Source organism: Kribbella polygonati, assembly GCF_050320105.1.
Taxonomy (GTDB): Bacteria; Actinomycetota; Actinomycetes; order Propionibacteriales; family Kribbellaceae; genus Kribbella.
Genome location: NZ_CP190129.1, coordinates 7700046 through 7721306, shown reverse-complemented (window position 1 = coordinate 7721306; position 21261 = coordinate 7700046). Strand labels below are relative to the sequence as shown.

The window sequence follows — 21261 nt, the reverse complement described above, 5'->3', positions numbered from 1 at the left end:
GGAAGGCTGCCACCACGACGATGGCGACCAAGGCCGCCAGAACGAGGGAGGTCACCAGTCGGCGCGTGCGGGGGTCCACGGCCTCAGAGTAGGCGGAAGTTCCCCACGAACCTGTCACCGGGGTCGACCCGCTGCTTGATCTCCCGGAGCCGGGCCAGGTCGTTCGGGCCGTAGCACTCGTCCAGGGTGTTCCAGGAGGACAGCCCGGTCGGTGTCTTCTGGCCGACCGACCACGGCGACAGGGCCTCCTGGAGGGCGCGTAGGGCTCGCACACCGGGCTCCTGCTGGTCGGGTGTGCGTGCGATGGAGACAGCCAGGACCAGGTACGGCGCCTGTGGGTCAGCAGCCGCCACGCCGGGGTAGGTACCGTCCTGGCCCGAGCGTAGGTGCCGGATTACCACCTGGAAGAGCGGGGGCTTGCCGTACTCCTGCAGGGTGCCGATCAGCTCGGGAGTGACCTCTTGGAAGGGGCTGGTGATCAAGGACAGCGCCTGCGGCGGGGCAGGCACCGAGTTGAAGTCAGCCACCTCGCTGGGCTGCAGCGGGCGGATGACCTCGGAGACCGGAGTACCAGCGGCGCGCACGAGCGACAGCGCCTGCTCAAGCTCGGCAGAAGAAGCGTCCGGGGTGATCACGTCGACCATGCAGGCCGGTGTCGGGTACTGAGCGAGGTAGGCCCACAACGTGACGTTATCCGGCGCCTCACGAGTCGCCTGGCCGTACGCCGTGAGCACCGCGCCCGCCTGCTCTATCGGGAAGATCAGCCGACCACCTGTGATGGCGGGAGCGCGATGCAGGTCCAGCTCGACCGCCGTGACCACCCCGAAGTTGCCGCCGCCACCGCGCAGCGCCCACATCAGGTCCGGTTCACTCGCGTCGTCGATCCACCGGCGTTCCCCGGCCGCATCAACCAGCTCCACAGCCCGCAGGCTTCCAGCACCGCTCCCGTACGGGCGGGAGAACCAGGAGAAGCCACCGTTCAAGCAGTACCCGACCACTGACACGTTGGCCGACGAACCGGGCAGCCCGGTGAGGCCGGTGCCGTCAAGAGCGGCCTGTAAGTCTCCCCACCGCACACCAGCGCCTACCCGCGCAGTACGGGCGGTAACGTCAACGGACAGCGAGTCCAGTGCGGAAGTACGCACAACCAACATGCCGTCGAGCGCATAGGTCGCGCCGTGCCCGCCTGCCTGTGCAGAGACCTGTAAGCCCTGCGTAGCGGCGTACTTGACGGCCTCCGCGACCTGATCCGGTCCGGCGGCCTCGACGACCGCGGCCGGCTGCTGGTCGACCGACAGGTTCCAGCCGCGCCGCATCTGCTCCCAGTCCGGGCTTTCCGGTGTGATCACCGTCCCAGCATGACTCAGACGAGGGGCTCCGGCCGGTGGACGCCGCGTGGGCGGTAGCCGAGGGCGTCCGACACGCCGAGGTAGTCGGACAGCAGCCAGATGATCGCCAGCCACATCTCGGTCCCCTGCAAGCCCGGGATGGCCCGGTCGTCGGTCCCGTCCGGCGCGAACGCGAACCCGGCGCCGTCGACCCACCGGGGCAGGATCGCCCGCAGCTGCTGCTCGGCCCAGCGACGCCCCTCGGCCTCGCCGTACGACGTCTGCTTGCGCGCCAGCCAGAGCGGGTGGATGACGTCGAGCACGTTGCAGGCGTTGTAGTTGTCGCCGGTGAACATCCGCTGATCGTTGCTGTGCGCAAGCACCGTGGCGATCGCCTGCTCGGGGTACGGAAGCGGCAGGCCGAACTGCGCGTACGTACCGCGGGTCAGGCGGTAGAAACCGTTCACCACCTGGAGCAATCCGTCGTCCGGATGCGGTGAGCCCCACAGGCCGGTCGACGGGTCGACGCGGGTGTGCAGCCAGCCCATCAGCAGCTCGAGATGGCCGGGTACGCCGCCGTTCTGCAGCGCCAGCGCCGTACCGAGCGCGTCGATGCCGGAACCCGCCGTCCAGGCTCTTCTTGCCCAGGGCAACTTGTCGAGCTCGGCGACGTCGAAGCTCGTGTCGATCGGCTCCTCGAAGTCGCTGCCGAGGAGCCGGAGCGCGTAGCCGACACACAGGATGTGATAGTTCGTCGGGCCTTCCAGGACAGTGATTTCGGACGTCGACGAGCGGAGGACGTCGACCAGTTCGTCGCGGGTGTGGCCGGCCGGCGTACGGCGTACCAGCAGGTCCGCGATCTCGACGGCGTCGCACCACGGGCGGATCTCCGGCGCGCGGTCGAGGCCGGGACGGTCGACGAAGCGCGTGCCGTCCCAGCAGCGCGCGAGTACGTCGTCGGTCTGCGCGCGGGCCTTGGCGGCGAACGCGGTCAGCAGAGTGGGCAGATCACCAGACATGGATGCTCCTGTCCGCGAGCGGAGGACGCGGGCCGGGTTGCCGGCCGCGACCGAGTTGGCCGGGATGTCCCTGGTGACGACCGCGCCGGCGCCGACGATGCTGTGCGGGCCGACCGTGACGCCGTCCAGGATGGTCACGTTCGACCCGATCCAGACGTCGTCGCCGATCGTGATGCCGAGCGCGGTGTGCGGCTGCTTGAAGATCGGCTCGCCCGGCGCGGTGCCGTGGTTGAACGCGAGCAGCGACGTGTGCGCGCCGATCCGGACGCCGTCGCCGATCGTCACCACGCCGCGGACGGCCGCGAACGGGTTGATCGTGGAGTCCGCGCCGAGCGTGATCCGCCCGGTGACGTAGGCGTGCGCGGCGATGTACGACCGCTGCCCCAGCCGGAGCTCGTCGCAGTACACCGCGGCCGACTCGGCGACGTACACGTCGGTGGCCAGATCGACCGACCCGCCGAGCCGCGCCTGCCGTTCGGACTGCCGGTCGCGCTCGGCGGCGGAGGCCTTCCGGGCGTACTCCCAGGGCAGGAAATCGAGGCGCAACGGCTCGTTCGGCAGCATGGGAAAACGCTATCCAAATCTCCGGGTGAACGCTAGGCCGGGGAGGCCGCTGCTAATCTCCGGTCTGACATGAGCACTTTTCCGTCTGCGCGAGGGGTGGCCGGGCGATGACGACGAGCGGATCCGCCGCGGACGGCGACGCCGGGACCGACGGCCCGCCGAACGGCACGCGCCGCAGTCATCGCGTCACGATCAGCGACCTCGCCCGCCGCCTGCACATCTCCAAGGCGTCGGTCTCGTACGCACTGAACGGCCGCGCCGGCGTCAGCGAGGAGACCCGGCAACGGGTCCTCGACCTGGCCGAGGAGCTCGGCTTCCACCCGAACTCGGCCGCGGTCGCCCTGTCCGCGAGCCGGACCCGGACGATCGGGATCGTGATCGCGCGGGACCCCACGCTGATCTCCACCGAGGCGTTCTACATGCGCACGCTGGTCGGCATCGAGCAGTACCTGAACGAGGTCGACTCGTCGCTGCTGCTCCGGCTCACCGGCGAGCACGGCGAGGACCTCGACGTACTGCGGCGCTGGTCGCGCCAAGGCCGCGTCGACGGGTTCATCCTGTTCGACGAACTCGAGGACGACCAGCGGATCCCGCTGCTGAAGGAGCTCGGCGTACCGTGCGTCGTCGTCAGCTCGAACGAGCCGGACGACTCGGTCGGGCGGCTGATCAGCTCGTCGTCGGAGACCGTCGACCTGATCCTGGACCACCTGGTCGGGCTCGGGCACACGGACATCGCGCACATCAGCGGGCCGTTCACGTTCATCCACGAGCGGTCGCGGGTGCAGACGCTGCACGAGGGCGGCGTACGGCGCGGGATCACCGTGCGGCACATCGAGGGCAGCTACCGGTACGACGACGGCGCCGAGCTCACCCGGCAGTTGCTGACCGGGCCGAACCCGCCGACGGCGATCGTGCTGGGCAACGACCTGATGGCGGTCGCGGCGCTGCGGGTCGCGATGGATCTCGGTACGGCGGTGCCGGAGCAGGTGTCGGTGGTGGCATGGGACGACTCGCCGCTGTGCGAGCTGGCCCGGCCGGGGATCACCGCGGTCGACCAGAAGACGATGGAGCGCGGGCGGGCCGCCGCGGATCTGCTGCTCCGGATCGTCACCGCGAACTCCGCGCTGCACGAAGAGGCGCCGGCGGGCGAGCTGCGGGTACGGGAGTCCTCCGGCCCCTCCCAGGTCACGAGGTCGTAACGAACACGCTTCTACTGAACCGGTTAGGGTTTCGAAACTTAACCGGTTAGGTCAGTATGGGGCCGATCCGCCCCCGCAGGTCCGCGGGGGCACGAGACGGGACGAGGGAGTCCGACGTGAGACTGCGTTCGCTTGTAGCCGCGGTGGCTGCGACCGCCATGGGAGTCAGCCTCGCCGCCTGTGGTGGCGGCGGCAAGAACGACTCCTCCGGCGGCAGTTCCGGGGACCAGACGCTGACCTACTGGGCCAGCAACCAGGGCACCAGCCTGGACAACGACAAGGAGGTGCTGACCCCGGTCCTGCAGAAGTTCACCCAGGACACCGGTATCAAGGTCAACCTCGAGGTGATCGGCTGGAACGACCTGCAGACCCGGATCCAGACCGCGATCACCTCCGGCCAGGCGCCGGACGTGGTCAACATCGGCAACACCTGGGCTGCCTCGCTGCAGGCCACCGACGCGTTCTTGCCGTTCGACGGCGACGCGATGACCGCGATCGGCGGCAAGGACAAGTTCGTGCCGACGGCTCTGGCGACCGGCGGCAAGGAAGGCACCGACCCGACCTCGGTCCCGCTCTACGGTCTGGCCTACGGCTTGTACTACAACAAGGCGATGTTCGCCGCGGCCGGCCTGCAGCCGCCGAAGACCTGGGAGGACATGGTCACCGACGCCAAGAAGCTGACCATCCCGGGCAAGCAGTGGGGTATGGCGCTGGCGGCCGGCAGCTACACCGAGAACGTGCACTTCGCGTTCATCAACGCCGCGCAGAACAAGGCCGACTGGTTCGGCAGCGACGGCAAGCCGACCTTCACCGGTGACGGCAACGTCCAGGGCGTACTGCGGTACCTCGACCTGATGCAGAAGGACAAGGTCGCGAACCCGTCGAACGCGCAGTACGACAACGGCACCAAGTCCGTGAACGACTTCGCGACGAAGAAGGTCGCGATGGTGATCAACCAGAACAACGCGGACTCCTCGATCGTTGCCAACGGCATGAAGGCCGGCGAGTACGGCGTCGTGCCGTTCCCGGCGCCGTCCGGTGGCGAGCAGGTCGCCAGCCACGTCGCGGGGATCAACCTGTCGGTGTTCAAGAACACCAAGCACAAGGACGCGGCGCTGAAGTTCGTCAAGTACATGACCGACGCGACCACGCAGAGCACGCTGGACAAGCCGTTCTCCGCGCTGCCGGTGCTGAAGGACGCGAAGCCGAACTTCACCACCGACGCCACCGAGGCCGCGACCTTCCAGGACATCTACAACACCAAGTCCAAGCCGCTGCCGCTGGTGCCGGCCGAGGACCAGTTCGAGAGCACCGTCGGCAAGGCGATGAACTCGATGTTCGCGAAGATCGCGACCGGCGGGACGGTGACCGCCGACGACGTGAAGGCGGCGCTCAAGACCGCTGAGGACCAGGTGGCGGCGAGCAGCTGACGATGGCCGTCGCAACCGAGACCGCGGCTCCGGCGCAGACCAAGCGCCGGGGCCGCCCCGAGCACCGTCCAGGGCTGAACCGGTGGCTCCCGTACGCACTGCTCGCCCCGGCAGTGCTGCTGGAACTGTTCATCCACATCATCCCGATGCTGGTCGGGATCTGGATGAGCTTCGTGAAGCTGACCAAGTTCTTCATCGCGAACTGGTCCTCCGCGCCCGGCGCCGGACTGAACAACTACAAGGTCGCGCTCGACTTCAACAACGCGGTCGGGCAGGGCCTGCTGAAGTCCTTCGGCGTCACGGTCGTGTTCTCGCTGGTCACGGTCGCGTTCTCGTGGGTGCTCGGGATGGCGGCCGCGGTCGCGCTGCAGCCCGAGTTCCGCGGGCGGGGCGTCGTACGGACGCTGTTCCTGGTGCCGTACGCGCTCCCGGCGTACGCCGGAATCCTGACCTGGAACTTCATGCTCCAGCGCGACACCGGCGCCGTGAACCACGTCCTGCACCAGCTGCACCTGAGCGACGGCAAGACGTTCTGGCTGATCGGCGGCAACGCGCTGGTCGCGCTGATCACGGTGGCCGGGTGGAAGCTGTGGACGTTCGCGTTCCTCACGCTGATGGCCGGTATGCAGAGCATCCCGCGGGACCTGTACGAGGCCGCGTCGGTGGACGGCGCCGGCAACATCCGGCAGTGGCGCAACATCACGCTGCCGTCGCTGCGCCCGGTCAACCTGGTGCTGGTGCTCGTGCTGTTCCTGTGGACGTTCAGCGACTTCAACACGCCGTACGTGCTGTTCGGTACGGCGCAGCCGCCGGCCGGTGACCTGATCACGTTCCACATCTACAACGCGTCGTTCCTGACCTGGAACTTCGGCACCGGTGCGGCGATGTCCGTACTGCTGCTGATCTTCCTGATGATCGTCACCGGCGCGTATCTGCTCGTCACCGGCAGGAGGACGCGTCGTGCGTGAGACCAGAGGCTTCAAGATCTACCGCGGCGTCACGCTGACCGTGCTCGGGCTGTTCGTACTCGTCCCGCTGTACGTGATGGTCACGTCGTCGCTGAAACCGCTGAAGGACGTGCAGGGCGCGTTCACCTGGTGGCCGTCGAACCTGACGCTGGCGCCGTTCGTGGACATGTGGAAGACGGTGCCGCTGGCGAAGTACTTCGTGAACTCGACGATCGTGTCGGTGTCCGCGACGGTGTTCTCGGTGGCGATCGCGATCCTGGCTGCGTTCGCGGTGTCGCGGTTCAAGTTCCGCGGGCGGACGGTGTTCACCACGACGGTGCTGTCCACGCAGATGTTCCCGGGCGTGCTGTTCCTGCTGCCGTTGTTCCTGATCTTCGTGAACATCAACAACTCGTTCGGGCTGCAACTGGTCGGGACGCGGCTCGGGCTGATCATCACGTACCTGACGTTCAGCCTGCCGTTCTCGATCTGGATGCTGGCCGGGTACTTCGACAGCATCCCGCGCGAGCTCGACGAGGCCGCACTCGTGGACGGGTGCGGTCCGATGGGCGCGCTCTGGCGGGTCGTCCTGCCGGCCGCGCGGCCCGGGGTGATCGCGGTGGCGATCTACTCGTTCATGACCGCGTGGGGCGAGGTCCTGTTCGCGTCGGTGATGACCACCGAGGCGAACCGCACCCTGTCGGTCGGGCTGCGGCAGTACTCGACGCAGACCAACATCTACTGGAACCAGATCATGGCCGCTGCCCTGGTGGTCAGCGTCCCCGTCGTCATCGGCTTCCTCCTCGCACAACGCCACTTCGTCGCCGGAGTCACCGCGGGCGCGGTCAAGTAAACAGCTTGTCGCCCCAGAACCCACCCGGCTGCACGCCGGGTGGGCAGGCGAAGATGGCGGAGCCGACGTGGTGGATGTACTCGTTCATCTTGTCGTTCCTGGCCAGGCGGTTCTGGATCGGGATGAACTGTTTGCGGGGGTCGCGCTGGTAGGCGAGGAAGAACAGGCCGGCGTCGAGGCGGCCCAGGCCGTCGGAGCCGTCGACGAAGTTGTAGCCGCGGCGGAGGAGTTCGGCGCCGTTGTTGAAGTCCGGGTGGGCGAGCCGGACGTGCGAGTCGGCCGGGACCTTCGGTTCGCCGTCGGAGTTCTTCGCGGCGAAGTCGATCGCGTCGAACTCGTCCGCCTTGCCGAGCGGGGCGCCGGTGCCCTTGCCGCGGCCGACGACGGCCTCCTGCTCGCCGAGCGACGTACGGTCCCAGATCTCGATGTTCATCCGGATCCGGCGGGACACCAGGTACGAGCCGCCGACCATCCAGTCGGGGCCGTCCTCGGGCTGCACCCAGAGCTGCTGCTCCAGCTTGGCGGCGTCCTCGAGCTTGAGGTTGTTGGTGCCGTCCTTGAAGCCGAACAGGTTCCGCGGGGTGGCCTGCGCGCGGGACGTGGACGACGTACGGCCGAAGCCGAGCTGGGAGTAGCGGACGACCGTACGGCCGAAGCCGATGCGGGCGAGGTTGCGGATCGCGTGCACCGCTACCTGGGGGTCGTCGGAGCAGGCCTGTACGGCGATGTCGCCGTACGAGCGGGCTTCCTCGAGGTCGTCGCCGATGAAGTGCGGGAGGTCGACGAGGGCCTTCGGGCGGTTCGCGGCGAGGCCGAAGCGGTTGTCGAAGAGGGACGGGCCGAAGCCGACGGTGATGGTCAGGTGCGCCGGGGGTAGGCCGACCGCTTCGCCGGTGTCCTCCGGGGGTGCTTCGTCGGGGCCGTTCACGGCGCCGTACTGGCCGATGTCACGGCCGGCGGTGAGGAGCGCGGCCGCGGCGGTCCATTCCTTGAGCAGGGCGACGAGCTCTTCGCGCTTGGTCGTCGTCACGTCGAACGCCGCGAAGTGCAGCCGGTCCTGCACCGGCGTGGTGATCCCCGCCTGGTGCGGCCCATGAAACTCCACGGGACCGTTGTTGTCCGCCGCCTGCGAGGGCTGGGTGGAAACGGCCGAGCGTACGGCGTAGCCGGCCACCCCGGTCGCCACCGCAGCACCTGCTGCCCCGAACAATCCCCTGCGAGAAAACCCCCGCCGCCGCCCCGGCTGCGCCGGGGCGGCGGCGGGAGAAGCAGGAGCCGAGCCGGTTCCCGGGGTCGGGTCGCCGGCTTCCCCCGCCGCGGCGGGGGAAGCGGGTGAGTCGTCGGGCTGCGTGGGTTCCGGGTTTGTCTTGTCGGTCATTTCTTTGCGATTACTCCGGCTACCTGGCTTACGGGTTCGGCCAGGCCGTCTACTACGGCGGCCAGGGCCTTCTTTTCGGGCTCGGAGGCGGTGTAGGTCTTGAAGCCGTCGCCGGAGCGGTACTTGTCGAGGGCGGTGAAGACTGCCTTGAAGTTCGTGTCGAGCTGGGTGACCAGGGCCGCGTCGCGGGTCTGGAGTGCGGGCCGGAGGGCCTGGATCGCCGCCTGGGAGCCTTCGACGTTCGCCTGGAAGTCCCACAGGTCGGTGTGCGAGTAGCGGTCCTCCTCGCCGGTGACCTTGCCGGTGGCGACCTCGTCGAGGAGTTCCTTCGCGCCGTTCGCGAGCTGCAGCGGCGTGAGCTTCACGACCTTCGCCTTCGCCACGACCGTCTTCACGTCGGTCAGCAGCTGGTCGGCGTACTTCTCCATCCCCTTGGTGCTGTTGGAGACCCAGAGCGCCTGCTCGATCCGGTGGTACCCGGTCCACTCGGTGCCGGGCTCGACGTCGTTCACCCGGGCGTCGATCTTCGGGTCGAGGTTGCCGAACGACTCCGCGACCGGCTCGATCCGCTCCCAGTACGTCCGCGACACCGGGTACAGCGCCTTCGCCTTCGCCACGTCGCCGGCCTTCACCGCGGCGGTGAACTCGGTGGTCTTCTGCTCCAGCGCGACCGCCTGCGAGTTCACGTACCGCTGGTAGCTCTCGGTCGCCTGCTTGAGCGCTGCGTCCTCGGACGTCTGCGCGGGCGCGTCACCGGTGACGGTCAGGTCGCCGCGGATGCCGTCGCCGACCATCCCCGGCTTGCAGACCGCCTGGTACTTCCCGGTCGGCAGCTCGACGATCAGGTCCCGCTTCAGCCCGGGGCCGATGTTCTCGACCTCGCCCATCACCCGGTCGCCGTCGGCGTACACGTAGAACTCGGTGATCTTGCTGCCGCCGTTCGAGATCGAGAACGTACTCGTCCCGGACTTCACGTCCCGGCGGCTGAGGTCACACGCCGAGTCGGACGCCTTCACCGACACCGGACCGGTGCCGTCGTCCTTCGCGGCCGGATCGTTCTTCGCACACGCGGACAGCGCGGCGAGACCGATGACGGCACCAATGATCGAGGCCTTGCGGCCGAATGACGCAGACATGTTTCTCCTGAGGTTCAGGCCGCTTTGTGAGCGGTCGTCGCCGGCACGGCAGGCGGGGTGGAGCTCTTCACCGGGCGGAAGTAGAGGAACAGCACCGGTACGAGATAGACGACCCAGGCGGCCGCCTCCAGCACGGTCGGTGCCGGGTTGAAGTTGAAGATGCCCTTCAGCAGTACGCCGTACCAGCTGGCCGGCGGGATCACGTGCGAGATGTCGAACGCGAGGTGGCCGATCCCGGGCAGGATCCCGGCCTCCTGCAGGTCGTGGAAGCCGTACGCGAAGATCCCGGCCGCGACCAGGACCAGGATCGCCCCGGTCCACTTGAAGAACACCGCGAGGTTGATCTTCACCGCGCCCTTGTAGATCGCGATCCCGAGCAGCACCGAGGTGGCGAGGCCGAGCAGTACGCCGATCAGCGGTACGGCGGTGGTCGCGGTGGCGGCCGACGCGTACACGATGAACGCCGTCTCGATGCTCTCCCGGAAGACCGCCAGGAAGGCCAGGATGACGACCGCGCGGGAACCGACCTCGAGCGCCTGGCCCATCCGGTCGCGGAGCTCCTTGGCGATGCTCCGGGACGCCTTGCGCATCCAGAAGATCATCCAGGTGACGAACCCGACCGCGAGGATCGACATCACCCCGCCGACGGTCTCCTGGGTGGTGAAGGACTTCGCGGTCAGCGCGGTGACGAACTGCAGCAGGCCCCAGGCGGCGGCCGCCACGGCGAGGGCCGTGGCGACACCGATCCAGACCAGTTTGAGCCGGTCCCGATGCCCCGACTTGACCAGGAACGTCGCGAGGATGCTGACCACCAGCGAGGCCTCGAGTCCTTCACGGAGTCCGATCAGATAGTTCGCGAGCATGGCGGGAGACCTTCGTCTTCTTAGGTACGGCTAACCTTGATGAGGTTAGCCTAAGAAGTCCCATTCGCCTACCGTGACGTACGCCGCACTGTGGCCCGGGCCCTCGCCCAGCCGGGACTCGATCAGCTGCAGGCTGCCCGCCGTCCACGCCGGGCTCTCGTAGTTCTCGAAGATCCGCACCCACTTGGTGACGTCCAGTTGCCGGCGCAGCCGCGCGAGCGTCAGGTGCGGCGTGAACTTCCGCCCCTCGACCTCGATCCCGGCCCGGTTGGCCGCGGCCCGGGTGGTCGTCGACAGGTGCTTGAGTGATTCGGTCTCGTCGCGGACCCCGGCGTACAGCACCCGTGCGTCCGGTACGCCGGGGAACGCGCCCGCCCCGGCGATCTGCAACTCGAACGGCCGCTGCCGTCCCGCGGCCCGCTCGAGCCGCTCCTCCAGTTCCTCGGTCTTCCAGTCCGGCACGTCGCCGAGGAACGCCAACGTGATGTGCCAGTGCTCGTCCGACGCCCACCGGATGTCGTCGTCCGGATGCTCCCGGCGCGGCTCGACGAACTTGCCCAGATCCTCCACAACCTCGGTTGGTGGCACCACGGCCACGAACAATCGCATCCGAAAATGCTAGCGGTGGTGGAAACTGCATTTCATGGAGCTCAAGCTGCCCTCACCGTGCGTGGTGGTCCTGGTCGGTCCTGGGGCGTCGGGGAAGTCGACGTGGGCGGCCGAGCACTTCGCGCCGGAGCTGGTCGTTTCCAGTGACCGGTTGCGGGCGTTGGTGGGGTCCGGTGAGGACGACATCGCGGCCAGTACGGACGCGTTCGCGTTGCTGGAGGTGGTGGTGGAGCAACGAATCGGCCGTCGGCTGACGACTGTGATCGACACCCTGGGACTCGATCGGGAACGGCGGGTGCGCTGGTTGGCGGCGGCGCGGGATGCGGGGATGGCGTGTGTCGCGGTGGCGTTCGACACGCCGGCCGACGAGTGCCGGCGGCGGAATCGGGAGCGGGCGTCGAAGCGGATTCCGGCGGATGCGTTGACGGCTCAGCTCAGGGCGTGGCGGCGGGTGAAGGAGGAGCTGGCCGCGGAGGGGTACGACGACGTCCTCGAGCCGGCCGCGGCGCGGGTGGTGCCGACGGCGTTCGTGGAGTCGACCGCGGCGCAGGCGCGGCAGGCGGAGGCGCCGGTCGGGTTGCGGTTCGGGTTGCAGTTGAGCTCGTACACGCACAAGGGCCCGAAGGCAGCGTGGATCCGGGAGGTGGCGGAGCGGGCCGAGGCGGCCGGGTTCGACGCGATCTACGTGATGGATCATTTCCGGCAGATCCCGCAGGTGGGGCGCGCGTGGGAGGACTTTCTGGAGAGCTGGACGACGCTTGGGTATCTCGCTGCGTGTACGACGCGGGCTCGGCTGGGGACGCTGGTTTCGGGGATCACGTACCGGAATGTGGCGCATCTGGGGAAGATCGCGGCGACGCTTGATGTGTTGAGTGGTGGAAGGGCCGTGTGTGGGGTCGGGCTGGCGTGGTTCGAGGCCGAGCACAAGGCGTACGGGTGGCCGTTTCCGTCGGTGAGTGAGCGGTATGCGCTGCTGGAGGACGCGTTGCGGTTGCTGCCCGTTTTATGGGGACCAGGCAACAAACCGTTCCACGGCAAGGTCCTCGATGTACCGGACACCACTTGTTATCCGCGTCCTCTGCAAGAGCATTTGCCTTTGCTGGTTGGTGGGAGCGGGCCCAGGACCCTCCGGCTGGCGAGCCGCTACGCGGATGCGGTGAACGTCTTCGGCGACGTCGCCGCAGTACGGGAACGAGCAAAGCACCTGACGAAACCGATCGAACTCACGCACCTCTCGACGACCCTGGTAGGAAAGGACCGCGATCAACTCGACCAGTTGATCCGCACCCTCCGCCCGCGCAACGTCAACCCGGAGAAGTACGCCGCAACCGTCAACGCGGGAACGGTCGACGACCAGATCGGACGGTTCCGGGAACTGTCCGAGGCCGGGGTGGCCGAGGTGATGATCAGCCTCCCCGACCTCGACACGCTGGAGACGGTGGGCCAGGTGATCTCAGCGTTCCGCCCTTAGCCAGGCGGGATCACGCCCGGTCAGGCCGAGGACGCGGTCGAGGGTGGGCGCGTCTGCCGGTACCGCGATCTCCGGTCCGTACATCCCCAGCTCCCGCCCCTGCTCCACGCCGGCAAGTACGGCGTCGTGCAGATGGGCCAGCAGGTCGGCGGGCAGTTCGAGCCGCTGCCCGGTTGCGGCCGCCAGGTCCCAGCCGTGTACGGCCAGCTCGCCGACGATCATGTCGCCCATGACGGGCGCGGGCAGCAACTGCGGCGTACCCATGCTCGTCTCGCCGTCCCAGGCGCTCGGCGGCGCCCACGACGAGGCCACATCGTCCAGCAAACCCAGCAGGTCGCCGCGCCAGTCGCCGGCCGTCAGATCCACCTCGGCCTCGGCGGCCGCCGGCTGCGGAACGGACTCCTTACGGCCCGCGCCGGCAAGTGACGGGCCCCAAAACAACAAGTGGTTGACGAGTGCCCGTACGTCGTACTTCGCGCACGGAGTCTGGTTGGCGAGCTGGTCGTCGGTGATACCGCGGGCAACTGCGGCCATGGCCTCGGCCGCGTTGGAAACGTATGACATGCCGGCGATGCTAGGCAGCGCCGACCGGCCAGGTATTGAACAAAGACGACATAGACTCGGCCGAGTGGGGCGGGACGTTCGTGAGCTTGCGAGTGCGTGGAGCAGGTATCAGCGCCACGCGTTCCACAGCCCGGCGCCGGCGCTCGCGCCGTGGGTGGAGCGGTACTGGGAGGCTCGCTGGGACTATGGCGAGCCCTACCGGCAGAAGATCGTGCCGTACCCGAATGTGCACCTGTCGTTCGGCGGCGGCCGTGCGGAGGTCAACGGCGTGTGCGGCGGCCACCAGATCAAGGTCCTCGAGGGCCGCGGTCACGTCTTCGGCGTCGCGTTCCGGCCGGGCTGCTTCCGCCCGTTCCTCGGTGCCTCCGTCTCGACGATCACCGATCGCGTCGTCTCGGCGGCCGAGGTGTTCGGACCGGACCTGCCCACGACTCTCGACGTACCCGCCATGGATGCGTTCCTGCTGAAGCACCTGCCGAACGACGACCCCCAGACGCGATTGGCGGCGGCCGCGGTGGAGCTGATCGCCGAGGACAAGGCCGTGACCAGGGTCGAACGTCTCGCCGGTGAGCTGGGACTGAGCGTGCGCGGGCTGCAACGGCTGTTCGCGGAGTACGTCGGCATCGGGCCGAAGTGGGTGATCCGCCGGTACCGCCTGCACGAGGTGACCGTACGGATGGCGGCCGGCGGGACGATCGACTGGGCCGCGCTGGCGGCCGACCTCGGCTACGCCGACCAAGGCCACTTCATCCGCGACTTCAGGAGTATGTTCGGCGAGCCGCCGGCCTGGTACGCGCAGCGGTACTAACCGGGCAGATCCAGCTTCAGCAACGCGTTCTCGATCAGCTCCGGCATCGCGGGGTGGATCCAGTACTGGCCGCGGGCCATCGCGTAGGCGTCCAGGCCGAAGCTCATCGCCTGGATGACCGGCTGGATCACGGTCGGCGCCTGCGGGCCGATGATGTGGCAGCCGACGATCTGCCCGGTCTCGCGGTCGGCGATGACCTTGGCGAAGCCGGTGGTGTCCTCCATCGCCCAGCCGTAGGCGATGTCGGCGTACCGCTGGATCGCTGTCACATAAGGGATTCCGCGTTCCTGGGCCTGCTCCTCGGTGAGGCCGACGGAGGCGATCTGGGGCGAGCTGAAGACGGCGTGCGGGACGAAGCGGTGGTCGGACTCGATCCGGTCGGTGGGGTTCAGCAGGTTGTGCTTCACCACTCGCGCCTCGTGGTTCGCGACGTGCTTCAGCTGGTGCGGGTTCGTCACGTCGCCGAGCGCGTAGATGCCCTCGACGTTCGTCTCCTGGTACTTGTCGACCACCACGCGGCCCGAGCTGTCGACGTCGACGCCGGTCGCGGCGAGGTTCAGCAGGTCCGAGCTCGGTTCGCGGCCGACCGCGATCAGCAGCTCGTCGACGACCAGTACGTCGGTGCCGTCCGGGTGCAGCATCGTGACCCGCACCGTCCCGTCGTCCTGCCGGGAGACGTGCACAGTCTCGTGGTTCAGCCGTACGTCGTACTTCTGCCGCGCGATCTCCGTGTACCGCGCGGCCACCTCCGCGTCCTCGGACCGGAGCAGCTCCGCGGACCGGGCGACGATCGTCACCTCGACGCCGAACGCCCCGAACACGTGCGCGAACTCGGCCGCGACGAACCCGCTGCCGATGATCGCGATCCGGCGCGGCAGCTCGTCGAGCCGCATGATCGTGTTCGAGGTGTGGTACCCGGTTTCCTCGAGTCCCGGGATCGGCGGCACGACCGGCCGGCTGCCGGTGGCGATCACGAACTGCTCGCCGCCGAACACGCTGGTCGAGCCGTCCTTGTTGTCGACGGTCAGCTCCTTGAACCCGGTGAACCGCCCGGTGCCGTCGTACATGTGCACGTTGGCGTTGTCCGCGTTGTGGTGCCGGTACTCGGAGCCGCCCGCGGAGATCGGGTCGATCCGGCCGAAGATCCGGTCCCGCACGTCGGTCCAGCGGACGTCCAGCAGTTGCTCGTCGACGCCGTACCGCGAGCTCACCGACGGGGTGGCGGCGACGTCGGCGGCGTGCACGAACATCTTGGTCGGGATGCAGCCGAAGTTCAGGCAGGTGCCGCCGAACGTCCCGCGCTCGACGATCGCCACCTTCCGGTCCGCGAACCGCCGGTTCACGATCGTGTTCCCGGATCCGGTCCCGATGACGACGAGGTCGTAATTGGTCACACCCCATTGTGCGCGTTACCTGCAAAGGACCCGGCCACCAGGGAGGATGGGTGGGTGGCAGGTGGTGAGCTGGTGAGCACGAACGGCACGGTCGTCTGGGACGGCGTCGGGACCCTACGGATCCGGTACGACCGGACGCCGACCGGGCTCGAACCGATGGCCGGCTCGTTGTTCGCGCGCCTGGGCGAACGGGTGCTGCCGGTGGAGGCGCTGCAGTCGGTCGAGGTGGCCGGGGACGGGCTGCGGTTCGTGCTCCGCGACGGGGCCGACCCGTTGCAGGCGGTCAGTGGCGTGGAGGTCCTGGGCGACCTGTACGACTTCCCGGGCGCCGATCCCGCGCTCGCGGAGCAGGTCGCAGGCGAGATCCGCCGTACGCTCGCCCGCCGCGACGTACCGGCGGCCGCCGCGCGCTGGCTGGTCGCGCCGCCGCCCGCGCCGGACCGGATCGGCGGGCGGGACGCGACGCTGTCGGTGGCGAACGGGCAGCTCACGTTCACGTACGAGCGCCGCGCCGGGCGCCGGAAGAAGGCGCACGGCAACCCGTGGTCGGTCCGGCTGGACACGATCCTCGACGTGCAGTGGCGCCCGGAGCAGGGCGGGCTCGGCGGCCGCGGCTACCTGCGGATCGGCACCGGCCGGACGCCGCTCGACCGCCCGAAGCCGCGGCACGACCCGGCCGCGATGGTCAGCGAGCGGGGCACCGACCTCGACGTACTGTTCTTCGCCGCCCGCCTGCTGACCCGGATCCGACCCTAGGCGACCACGCGAGGGCTCGTCGGGGCCGCGTCGACGGCCGCCTTGTCACCGAGCAGTTCGGTCTGCGGGAGTACTTCGAGGTGCGGGCGGGGAAGCAGCCGCGGGCGGATCGAGAGGCCGCGCTTGCGGGAGAAGTACAGCACCGACCCGATCGCGCCGACCACGGTCAGCCCGCCGCCGACGATCAGCGACCAGCGGGCGCCCATCGCCTGGCCGACCCACCCGATGAACGGGCCGCCGATCGGCGTACCGCCCATCAGCAGCGTCATGTACAGCGCCATCACCCGGCCGCGCATGGTCGGCTCGATGCTCAGCTGCATGGTCGCGTTCGCCGAGGTCAGCATGGTCAGCGAGGTCAGCCCGACCAGCGGCAGCACCAGCGCGAACGTCAGGTACGTCGGCATCAGCGCGCTGACGATCTCGAAGAGCCCGAACAGCACCGCCGCGCCGATCACCAGCCGGGCCCGGATCCGCACCCGCCGCGCGGCCAGCAACGCACCGGACAGCGACCCGATCGCGAGCACCGACCCAAGCAGGCCGTACTCCCCCGCGCCCTTGTGGAACGCCTCGGTCGCCATCAGCGCCGACGTCATCTGGAAGTTCAGCCCGAAGGTCCCGGCGAAGAACACCGTGACCAGCACCATCATCAGCTCCGGCCGCCGCCACAGGTACCGCATGCCGTCCCGGATCATGCCCTTCTCGCGGGCCGCGGGCTTCGGCGTGTACAGCTCGGCGACGCGCATCATCCGCAGCGACATGATCACCGCGATGTAGGTGAACGCGTTGACCATGATCACCGGCCCGGTGCCGATCCAGCTGATCAGCACACCGGCCAGCGCCGGGCCGAACAGCCGGGCCGCGTTGAACGAGGCCGAGTTCAGCCCGACCGCGTTGGCCAGCTCGTCCCGGCCGACCATCTCGACCACGAACGCCTGCCGGGCCGGCGCGTCGAACGCCGTACCGACGCCGAACAGCAGCGCGAGCAGGAACACGTGCCACGGCTGGACCACGCCGAGGACGGTCAGACCGCCGAGGATCAGCGCGACGAAACCCATCGCGATCTGGGTGTAGGTCAGCAGCTGCCGCTTGGGCATCCGGTCGGCCAGCACACCGGCGTACGGACCGAGGATGAGGGCGGGCAGGAACTGCAGGCCGGTGACGATGCCGAGCGCGGCACCGGAGTGGGTCAGCTCCAGGACCAGCCAGTCCTGGGCGACACGCTGCATCCAGGTGCCGACGTTCGAGACGATCGCGCCGGAGGCGTAGAGCCGGAAGTTGCGTACTTTGAAGGCGGCGAACGTGGGGCTCATCGAGCCGCCAGTCGTTCGAGAACAGGTGCTGCCTTGCGCAGGATGTCGCGCTCCTCGGGGGTCAGTTGCTTCAGTTTGGTCTGCAGCCACTCGTCGCGGCGCCGGCGGTTCGCCAGGATCAGCTCGTCGGCGCGGTCGGTCAGCTCGACGACGATCTGCCGCTTGTCGGTCGGGTGCGGGCGGCGGACCACCAGGCCCGCCTCCTCCATGTTGGTCACGATCCGCGTCATCGACGGCGGCTTGACCTGCTCGTGGGCGGCCAGCTCGCCGATCGTCATCGCGTCGTGCTTGGACAGCGCACCGAGCACGCTGAGCTGGTTCGCGGTCAGGTCGTGACCGGGCTCGCGCTGCCGGCGGATCTGCCGGGACAGCCGCAGCGTCGACGACCGCAGGGCGCTCGCCAGTCCGACGTCACTCTTCACCTGCTGCGCTACGACCTCGGGCATGTCTTTACCTTAACTCATTACCTTTGCTAACTAAAACCCGCGACCGCGGGCCGGTATTCCCGGACCGCTAGAGTTCCGGGCATGAATGCCCAGCTGGAGCGGTACGAGCAGCGGTTCCGGCGCGCGGGGCTGCCGCTGTTCATCGAGGACTTCTCGCCGACGCACGACATCTTCACGCGGGCGGCGCCGCTGCTCGTGGTGGTGTTCCTGGTCGAGATGCTCGGCGCGACGTCGCTGGACTGGCACTGGTGGCAGAACCTGCTGGCCGCGCTCGGCGGGCTGGTCGCGCTGGTCGTCGGGTTCGGCCTGCTGAACGGGTTCCGCGGCCGCCCGTTCTGGTCGCTGCCGACCCGCTTCGGCATCCCCGAGCTGGCGGTCTTCGTGTTCCTCCCGGCGCTGCTGCCGGTGGTCACCCAGGAACAGGTCCGGCAGTTCTTCGGCATCGCGCTCGCCAACCTGGCGCTCGTCGGCATCGTGTACGTAGTGATCGGCTACGGCCTGATCGCGACGACGTACTGGGGGCTGCGGCGGCTCGCGAGCGAGCTGGGGAACTCGGTGGCCAGCCTGGTCCGCGCCCTCCCGCTGCTGCTGGTCTTCTCGCTCGTCCTGTTCGTGACCGCGGACATGTGGCAGGTCTTCGGCGGCATGCCGACCGCGTTCATCGTGCTGCTGATGGTCGCGTTCACCGCGCTGAGCACGCTCTTCCTGCTGATCCGGCTGCCGCACGAGGTCGACGCGATCGAGCGCGACGCCGGCTCCGGGCCGCCGCTGCGCCGGAGCCAGCGGATGAACCTGAGCATCAACCTGGTGATCCGCCAGTGGATGCAGGTCCTGGTCGTCAGCGCCGGCGTCGGCCTGTTCTTCATCGGGTTCGGGATGCTTGCGATCAGCAAGCACGTGTACGACCAGTGGGGCGTCACGCCCGGCTCCTGGTCGTACGACATCACGCTGATGCACCACCCGCTGCTGGTCAGCGCGTCGCTGGTGAAGGTCGCGGTCGGGATCGCGAACTTCACCGGCCTGTACTACTCGATCGCGCTGCTCACCGACTCGACGTTCCGCACCGACTTCCTCGACAACGTCAGCGCGGAACTCCGCGACCTCTTCACGGCGCGGACGGAGTACCTGGCGCTGCGGGAGTCAAGTGGGCTGAAAGGAACGCCAACTCCGAGCGCATGAGGCCGACGGCGGCCGCGTCGGAGGCCATGTGGGTGACGTTCGACAGCGGCAGGACCTGGTGCGGGCGGCCGGCCGCCATGAGCGCCGCGGACAGCCGCAGCGTGTGTGCCACGAACACGTTGTCGTCGGCGAGACCGTGCACCAGGAGCAGCGGCCGGCGGAGATCGGCGGCGTACGTCATCAGCGACAGGCGGTCGTAAACCTCGGGGTTCTCGTCCGGGTGCCCGAGGAACCGCTCGCGCCAGTGCGTGCCGTACAGCCGCTGGTCAGCGGGTGCGGCGCCCGCCACCGCGGCGTGGAAGTCGCCCGGACGGAGCAGTACGGCGGCTGCCGCGAGCAGGCCGCCGTAGCTCCAGCCGCGGATGCCGACCCGGCTGAGGTCCAGGGCGCCCGTCTGTTCGGCGGCGGCGTGCAGCGCGACGACCTGGTCCTCGAGCGGGGCCGTCAGGTTGTCGAGGTACACCGTCTTCTCCCACGCCGGCCCGCGTCCCGGCGTACCGCGGCCGTCCACGATCACCACCGCGTACCCGTGCTCCGCGAACCACTGCGCGGTCGCGAACGCCCCGCTCGCCCGGCGCATCACCAGCTGCATCGCGGGACCGCCGTACGGCGCCATCAGCACCGGGAGCGTACCGCCCTCGTACCAGGACGGGAGGAGTACGGCGGTCCGCAGTTCGCGCTCGCCCGCGCGCAGCCAGGTGATCCGCGGTTGGACGACCGGCTCGGCGGCGCGGGACTCGATCGTCCGCTGCTGACCGTTGCGGCGGACAACGAAGGATCGGTGGGTCTCGGTGTTCGACTCGACGAGGAGGGTGTCGCCGGCGCGGCTCGCGGTGTGCGTTCCCGGTACGTCGGTGAGTCGGTGGAGCGTGCCGTCGTACCGCCAGAGGTGGCTCTCGGTCGGCTCGTCGCTCGCCTCGAACAGCACCTCCTCCCCGGTGACATCGAGGACGCCGCGGAGCTGCAGCCCGTCCGGCGTGACCGGTACGCCGTCGATCGTCAGCCGCCGGGTCTCGCCGTCGTCGACGGGGTGCACCAGCTTCCCGGACGCCGTACGGGCGGGGGTTCCGTAGATCAGCTCGACCCACGCCGGGTCCCGCTGCTCGTGCAGGAGCTTCGTCACGCCGGTGTCGGGATCGCCCGCGAGGACCTGGAGCGTCTGTTGGTCACGGGACTGTACGGCGAGCAGCGGCCCGTGCGCGTCCCACGTCACCGCGGCAAGGTACTCGTACGCCGCCCGGTCCCAGCGCAGCTCGACAGACCCGCCGGTGAGGTCGAACGCATGCAGCGTGACGATCGCGTTCGGCGTACCGGCGGCCGGGTACGCGACCTCGCGCGGCGGGCGGTCCGGGTTCGCCGGGTCGGCGATCCACCAGCGCTGCACCGGCGTCAGGTCGACGCGGGCCGCGAGCAACCGGGTGCCGTCCGGCGACCACCAGTGCCCGCGGGTCCGGCCCATCGACTCCGCGGCCTCGTGCTCGGCGAGGCCCCAGCCGACCTCGGGGTCGTCGTCCGCGGCCACCGCCACGTCGTTGCCGTCGGCAAGATCCACGACATGCAACTCGCGGCCGGTGACGTACGCGACCCGGCGGCCGGCCGGGTCGATCCGCGGGTCCACCACCCGGCCCGCGGTCCAGATCTCGCGGGGCAGCGCGTCCAGGCCGTCGAGGTGGTACAGGACGCCCTGGAGCGCGAAGACGATCTGCCGGGCGGTGCGGTCGGCGGAGTACGCGACGATGCCGGACGTACGTTCGCGGGTGCGTTCCCGCCGTACCCGCTCCGCGTCCGGGAGCGCTCCGCCGGCGTGCAGGTCCTCGGGCGCGACCACGAGTTGTTCCTCGCCGTTCGCGGTGAGTTGCCACAGGCAACTGGTGCGGTCCTCCGGGCCGGCGGTCCGGAGGAACAGCACGTGCTCGTCACCGAGGGTGAAGGACTTGGGCAGGCCGTGGGTGAAACGGCCGGTGCGTGCGGATTGGGCGGGGAAGTCCTCGAGCGGGTCCACTCTGC

Annotated in this window: 19 protein-coding genes; 8 read left to right on the top strand and 11 right to left on the bottom strand. The window is 69.1% G+C overall.

What is annotated here, in order from left to right:
- Positions 1-83: 83 nt before the first annotated feature.
- Both ACQHIV_RS37060 and ACQHIV_RS37055 read right to left on the bottom strand, forming a co-directional pair.
- Positions 84-1349: an FAD-binding oxidoreductase gene (locus ACQHIV_RS37060; protein WP_427888990.1), complete on the bottom strand. Its 1266-nt coding sequence runs from the start codon at positions 1347-1349 to the stop codon at positions 84-86.
- 14 nt (positions 1350-1363) lie between these two features.
- Entirely contained in the window at positions 1364-2911 is a 1548-nt protein-coding gene (locus ACQHIV_RS37055) for an acyltransferase (RefSeq protein ID WP_427888989.1), read from the bottom strand.
- 107 nt (positions 2912-3018) lie between these two features.
- Here ACQHIV_RS37055 and ACQHIV_RS37050 point away from each other — a divergent pair, with 107 nt between their 5' ends.
- From ACQHIV_RS37050 to ACQHIV_RS37035, 4 genes are all read left to right on the top strand, one after another.
- Positions 3019-4110, top strand: coding sequence for a LacI family DNA-binding transcriptional regulator (locus tag ACQHIV_RS37050; protein ID WP_427888988.1), 1092 nt, complete (start codon positions 3019-3021; stop codon positions 4108-4110).
- A 116-nt stretch (positions 4111-4226) separates the two neighbouring features.
- The gene (locus ACQHIV_RS37045) at positions 4227-5540 is read left to right on the top strand and encodes an ABC transporter substrate-binding protein (protein WP_427888987.1); all 1314 of its coding nucleotides are present in this window, start codon (positions 4227-4229) and stop codon (positions 5538-5540) included.
- A gap of 2 nt (positions 5541-5542) precedes the next feature.
- Positions 5543-6508 carry a carbohydrate ABC transporter permease gene (locus ACQHIV_RS37040; protein WP_427888986.1) on the top strand — a complete coding sequence of 322 codons (966 nt, stop codon included), beginning with the start codon at positions 5543-5545 and terminating at the stop codon, positions 6506-6508.
- A complete protein-coding gene (locus ACQHIV_RS37035) occupies positions 6501-7340 on the top strand; it encodes a carbohydrate ABC transporter permease (protein ID WP_380198257.1) in 840 nt (279 codons plus the stop codon). Before ACQHIV_RS37040 ends, ACQHIV_RS37035 begins: the two co-directional genes overlap by 8 nt.
- Here the strand turns inward: ACQHIV_RS37035 and efeB are convergent.
- The 4 genes from efeB to thpR are packed head-to-tail and all read right to left on the bottom strand — an operon-like array spanning position 7333 to position 11326.
- Positions 7333-8718 (bottom strand): iron uptake transporter deferrochelatase/peroxidase subunit, encoded by a 1386-nt coding sequence (gene efeB, locus ACQHIV_RS37030; protein ID WP_427888985.1) that lies wholly within the window; start codon positions 8716-8718, stop codon positions 7333-7335. The genes ACQHIV_RS37035 and efeB overlap by 8 nt on opposite strands.
- Positions 8715-9854 (bottom strand): iron uptake system protein EfeO, encoded by a 1140-nt coding sequence (gene efeO / locus ACQHIV_RS37025; protein ID WP_427888984.1) that lies wholly within the window; start codon positions 9852-9854, stop codon positions 8715-8717. The genes efeB and efeO overlap by 4 nt, the downstream gene beginning before the upstream one ends.
- Positions 9855-9868: 14 nt before the next feature.
- Positions 9869-10717 (bottom strand): iron uptake transporter permease EfeU, encoded by an 849-nt coding sequence (gene efeU / locus ACQHIV_RS37020; RefSeq protein WP_427888983.1) that lies wholly within the window; start codon positions 10715-10717, stop codon positions 9869-9871.
- A 45-nt stretch (positions 10718-10762) separates the two neighbouring features.
- Entirely contained in the window at positions 10763-11326 is a 564-nt protein-coding gene (thpR, locus tag ACQHIV_RS37015) for an RNA 2',3'-cyclic phosphodiesterase (RefSeq protein ID WP_427888982.1), read from the bottom strand.
- Between the two features lie 34 nt (positions 11327-11360).
- Here thpR and ACQHIV_RS37010 point away from each other — a divergent pair, with 34 nt between their 5' ends.
- Complete coding sequence (locus ACQHIV_RS37010; RefSeq protein ID WP_427888981.1) at positions 11361-12797, top strand: LLM class flavin-dependent oxidoreductase; 1437 nt, start codon at positions 11361-11363, stop codon at positions 12795-12797.
- Here the strand turns inward: ACQHIV_RS37010 and ACQHIV_RS37005 are convergent.
- Positions 12780-13361: a TIGR03086 family metal-binding protein gene (locus ACQHIV_RS37005; protein ID WP_427888980.1), complete on the bottom strand. Its 582-nt coding sequence runs from the start codon at positions 13359-13361 to the stop codon at positions 12780-12782. The genes ACQHIV_RS37010 and ACQHIV_RS37005 overlap by 18 nt on opposite strands.
- Positions 13362-13425: 64 nt before the next feature.
- On the opposite strand from ACQHIV_RS37005, the gene ACQHIV_RS37000 reads away from it, so the two are divergent.
- Complete coding sequence (locus ACQHIV_RS37000) at positions 13426-14169, top strand: AraC family transcriptional regulator (RefSeq protein WP_427888979.1); 744 nt, start codon at positions 13426-13428, stop codon at positions 14167-14169.
- On the opposite strand, the gene ACQHIV_RS36995 is transcribed toward ACQHIV_RS37000, so the two are convergent.
- Entirely contained in the window at positions 14166-15563 is a 1398-nt protein-coding gene (locus ACQHIV_RS36995; protein ID WP_427888978.1) for a mycothione reductase, read from the bottom strand. The genes ACQHIV_RS37000 and ACQHIV_RS36995 overlap by 4 nt on opposite strands.
- Positions 15564-15617: 54 nt before the next feature.
- Here ACQHIV_RS36995 and ACQHIV_RS36990 point away from each other — a divergent pair, with 54 nt between their 5' ends.
- Positions 15618-16319 (top strand): DUF4429 domain-containing protein, encoded by a 702-nt coding sequence (locus tag ACQHIV_RS36990; protein WP_427888977.1) that lies wholly within the window; start codon positions 15618-15620, stop codon positions 16317-16319.
- On the opposite strand, the gene ACQHIV_RS36985 is transcribed toward ACQHIV_RS36990, so the two are convergent.
- Together ACQHIV_RS36985 and ACQHIV_RS36980 are read right to left on the bottom strand one after the other, a co-directional pair.
- A complete protein-coding gene (locus tag ACQHIV_RS36985) occupies positions 16316-17629 on the bottom strand; it encodes an MFS transporter (RefSeq protein ID WP_427888976.1) in 1314 nt (437 codons plus the stop codon). The genes ACQHIV_RS36990 and ACQHIV_RS36985 overlap by 4 nt on opposite strands.
- Positions 17626-18075: a MarR family winged helix-turn-helix transcriptional regulator gene (locus tag ACQHIV_RS36980; RefSeq protein WP_427888975.1), complete on the bottom strand. Its 450-nt coding sequence runs from the start codon at positions 18073-18075 to the stop codon at positions 17626-17628. Before ACQHIV_RS36980 ends, ACQHIV_RS36985 begins: the two co-directional genes overlap by 4 nt.
- A gap of 81 nt (positions 18076-18156) precedes the next feature.
- Here ACQHIV_RS36980 and ACQHIV_RS36975 point away from each other — a divergent pair, with 81 nt between their 5' ends.
- Positions 18157-19254: a hypothetical protein gene (locus ACQHIV_RS36975; protein ID WP_427888974.1), complete on the top strand. Its 1098-nt coding sequence runs from the start codon at positions 18157-18159 to the stop codon at positions 19252-19254.
- On the opposite strand, the gene ACQHIV_RS36970 is transcribed toward ACQHIV_RS36975, so the two are convergent.
- Entirely contained in the window at positions 19181-21256 is a 2076-nt protein-coding gene (locus ACQHIV_RS36970; protein WP_427888973.1) for a prolyl oligopeptidase family serine peptidase, read from the bottom strand. The genes ACQHIV_RS36975 and ACQHIV_RS36970 overlap by 74 nt on opposite strands.
- Positions 21257-21261: the final 5 nt, after the last annotated feature.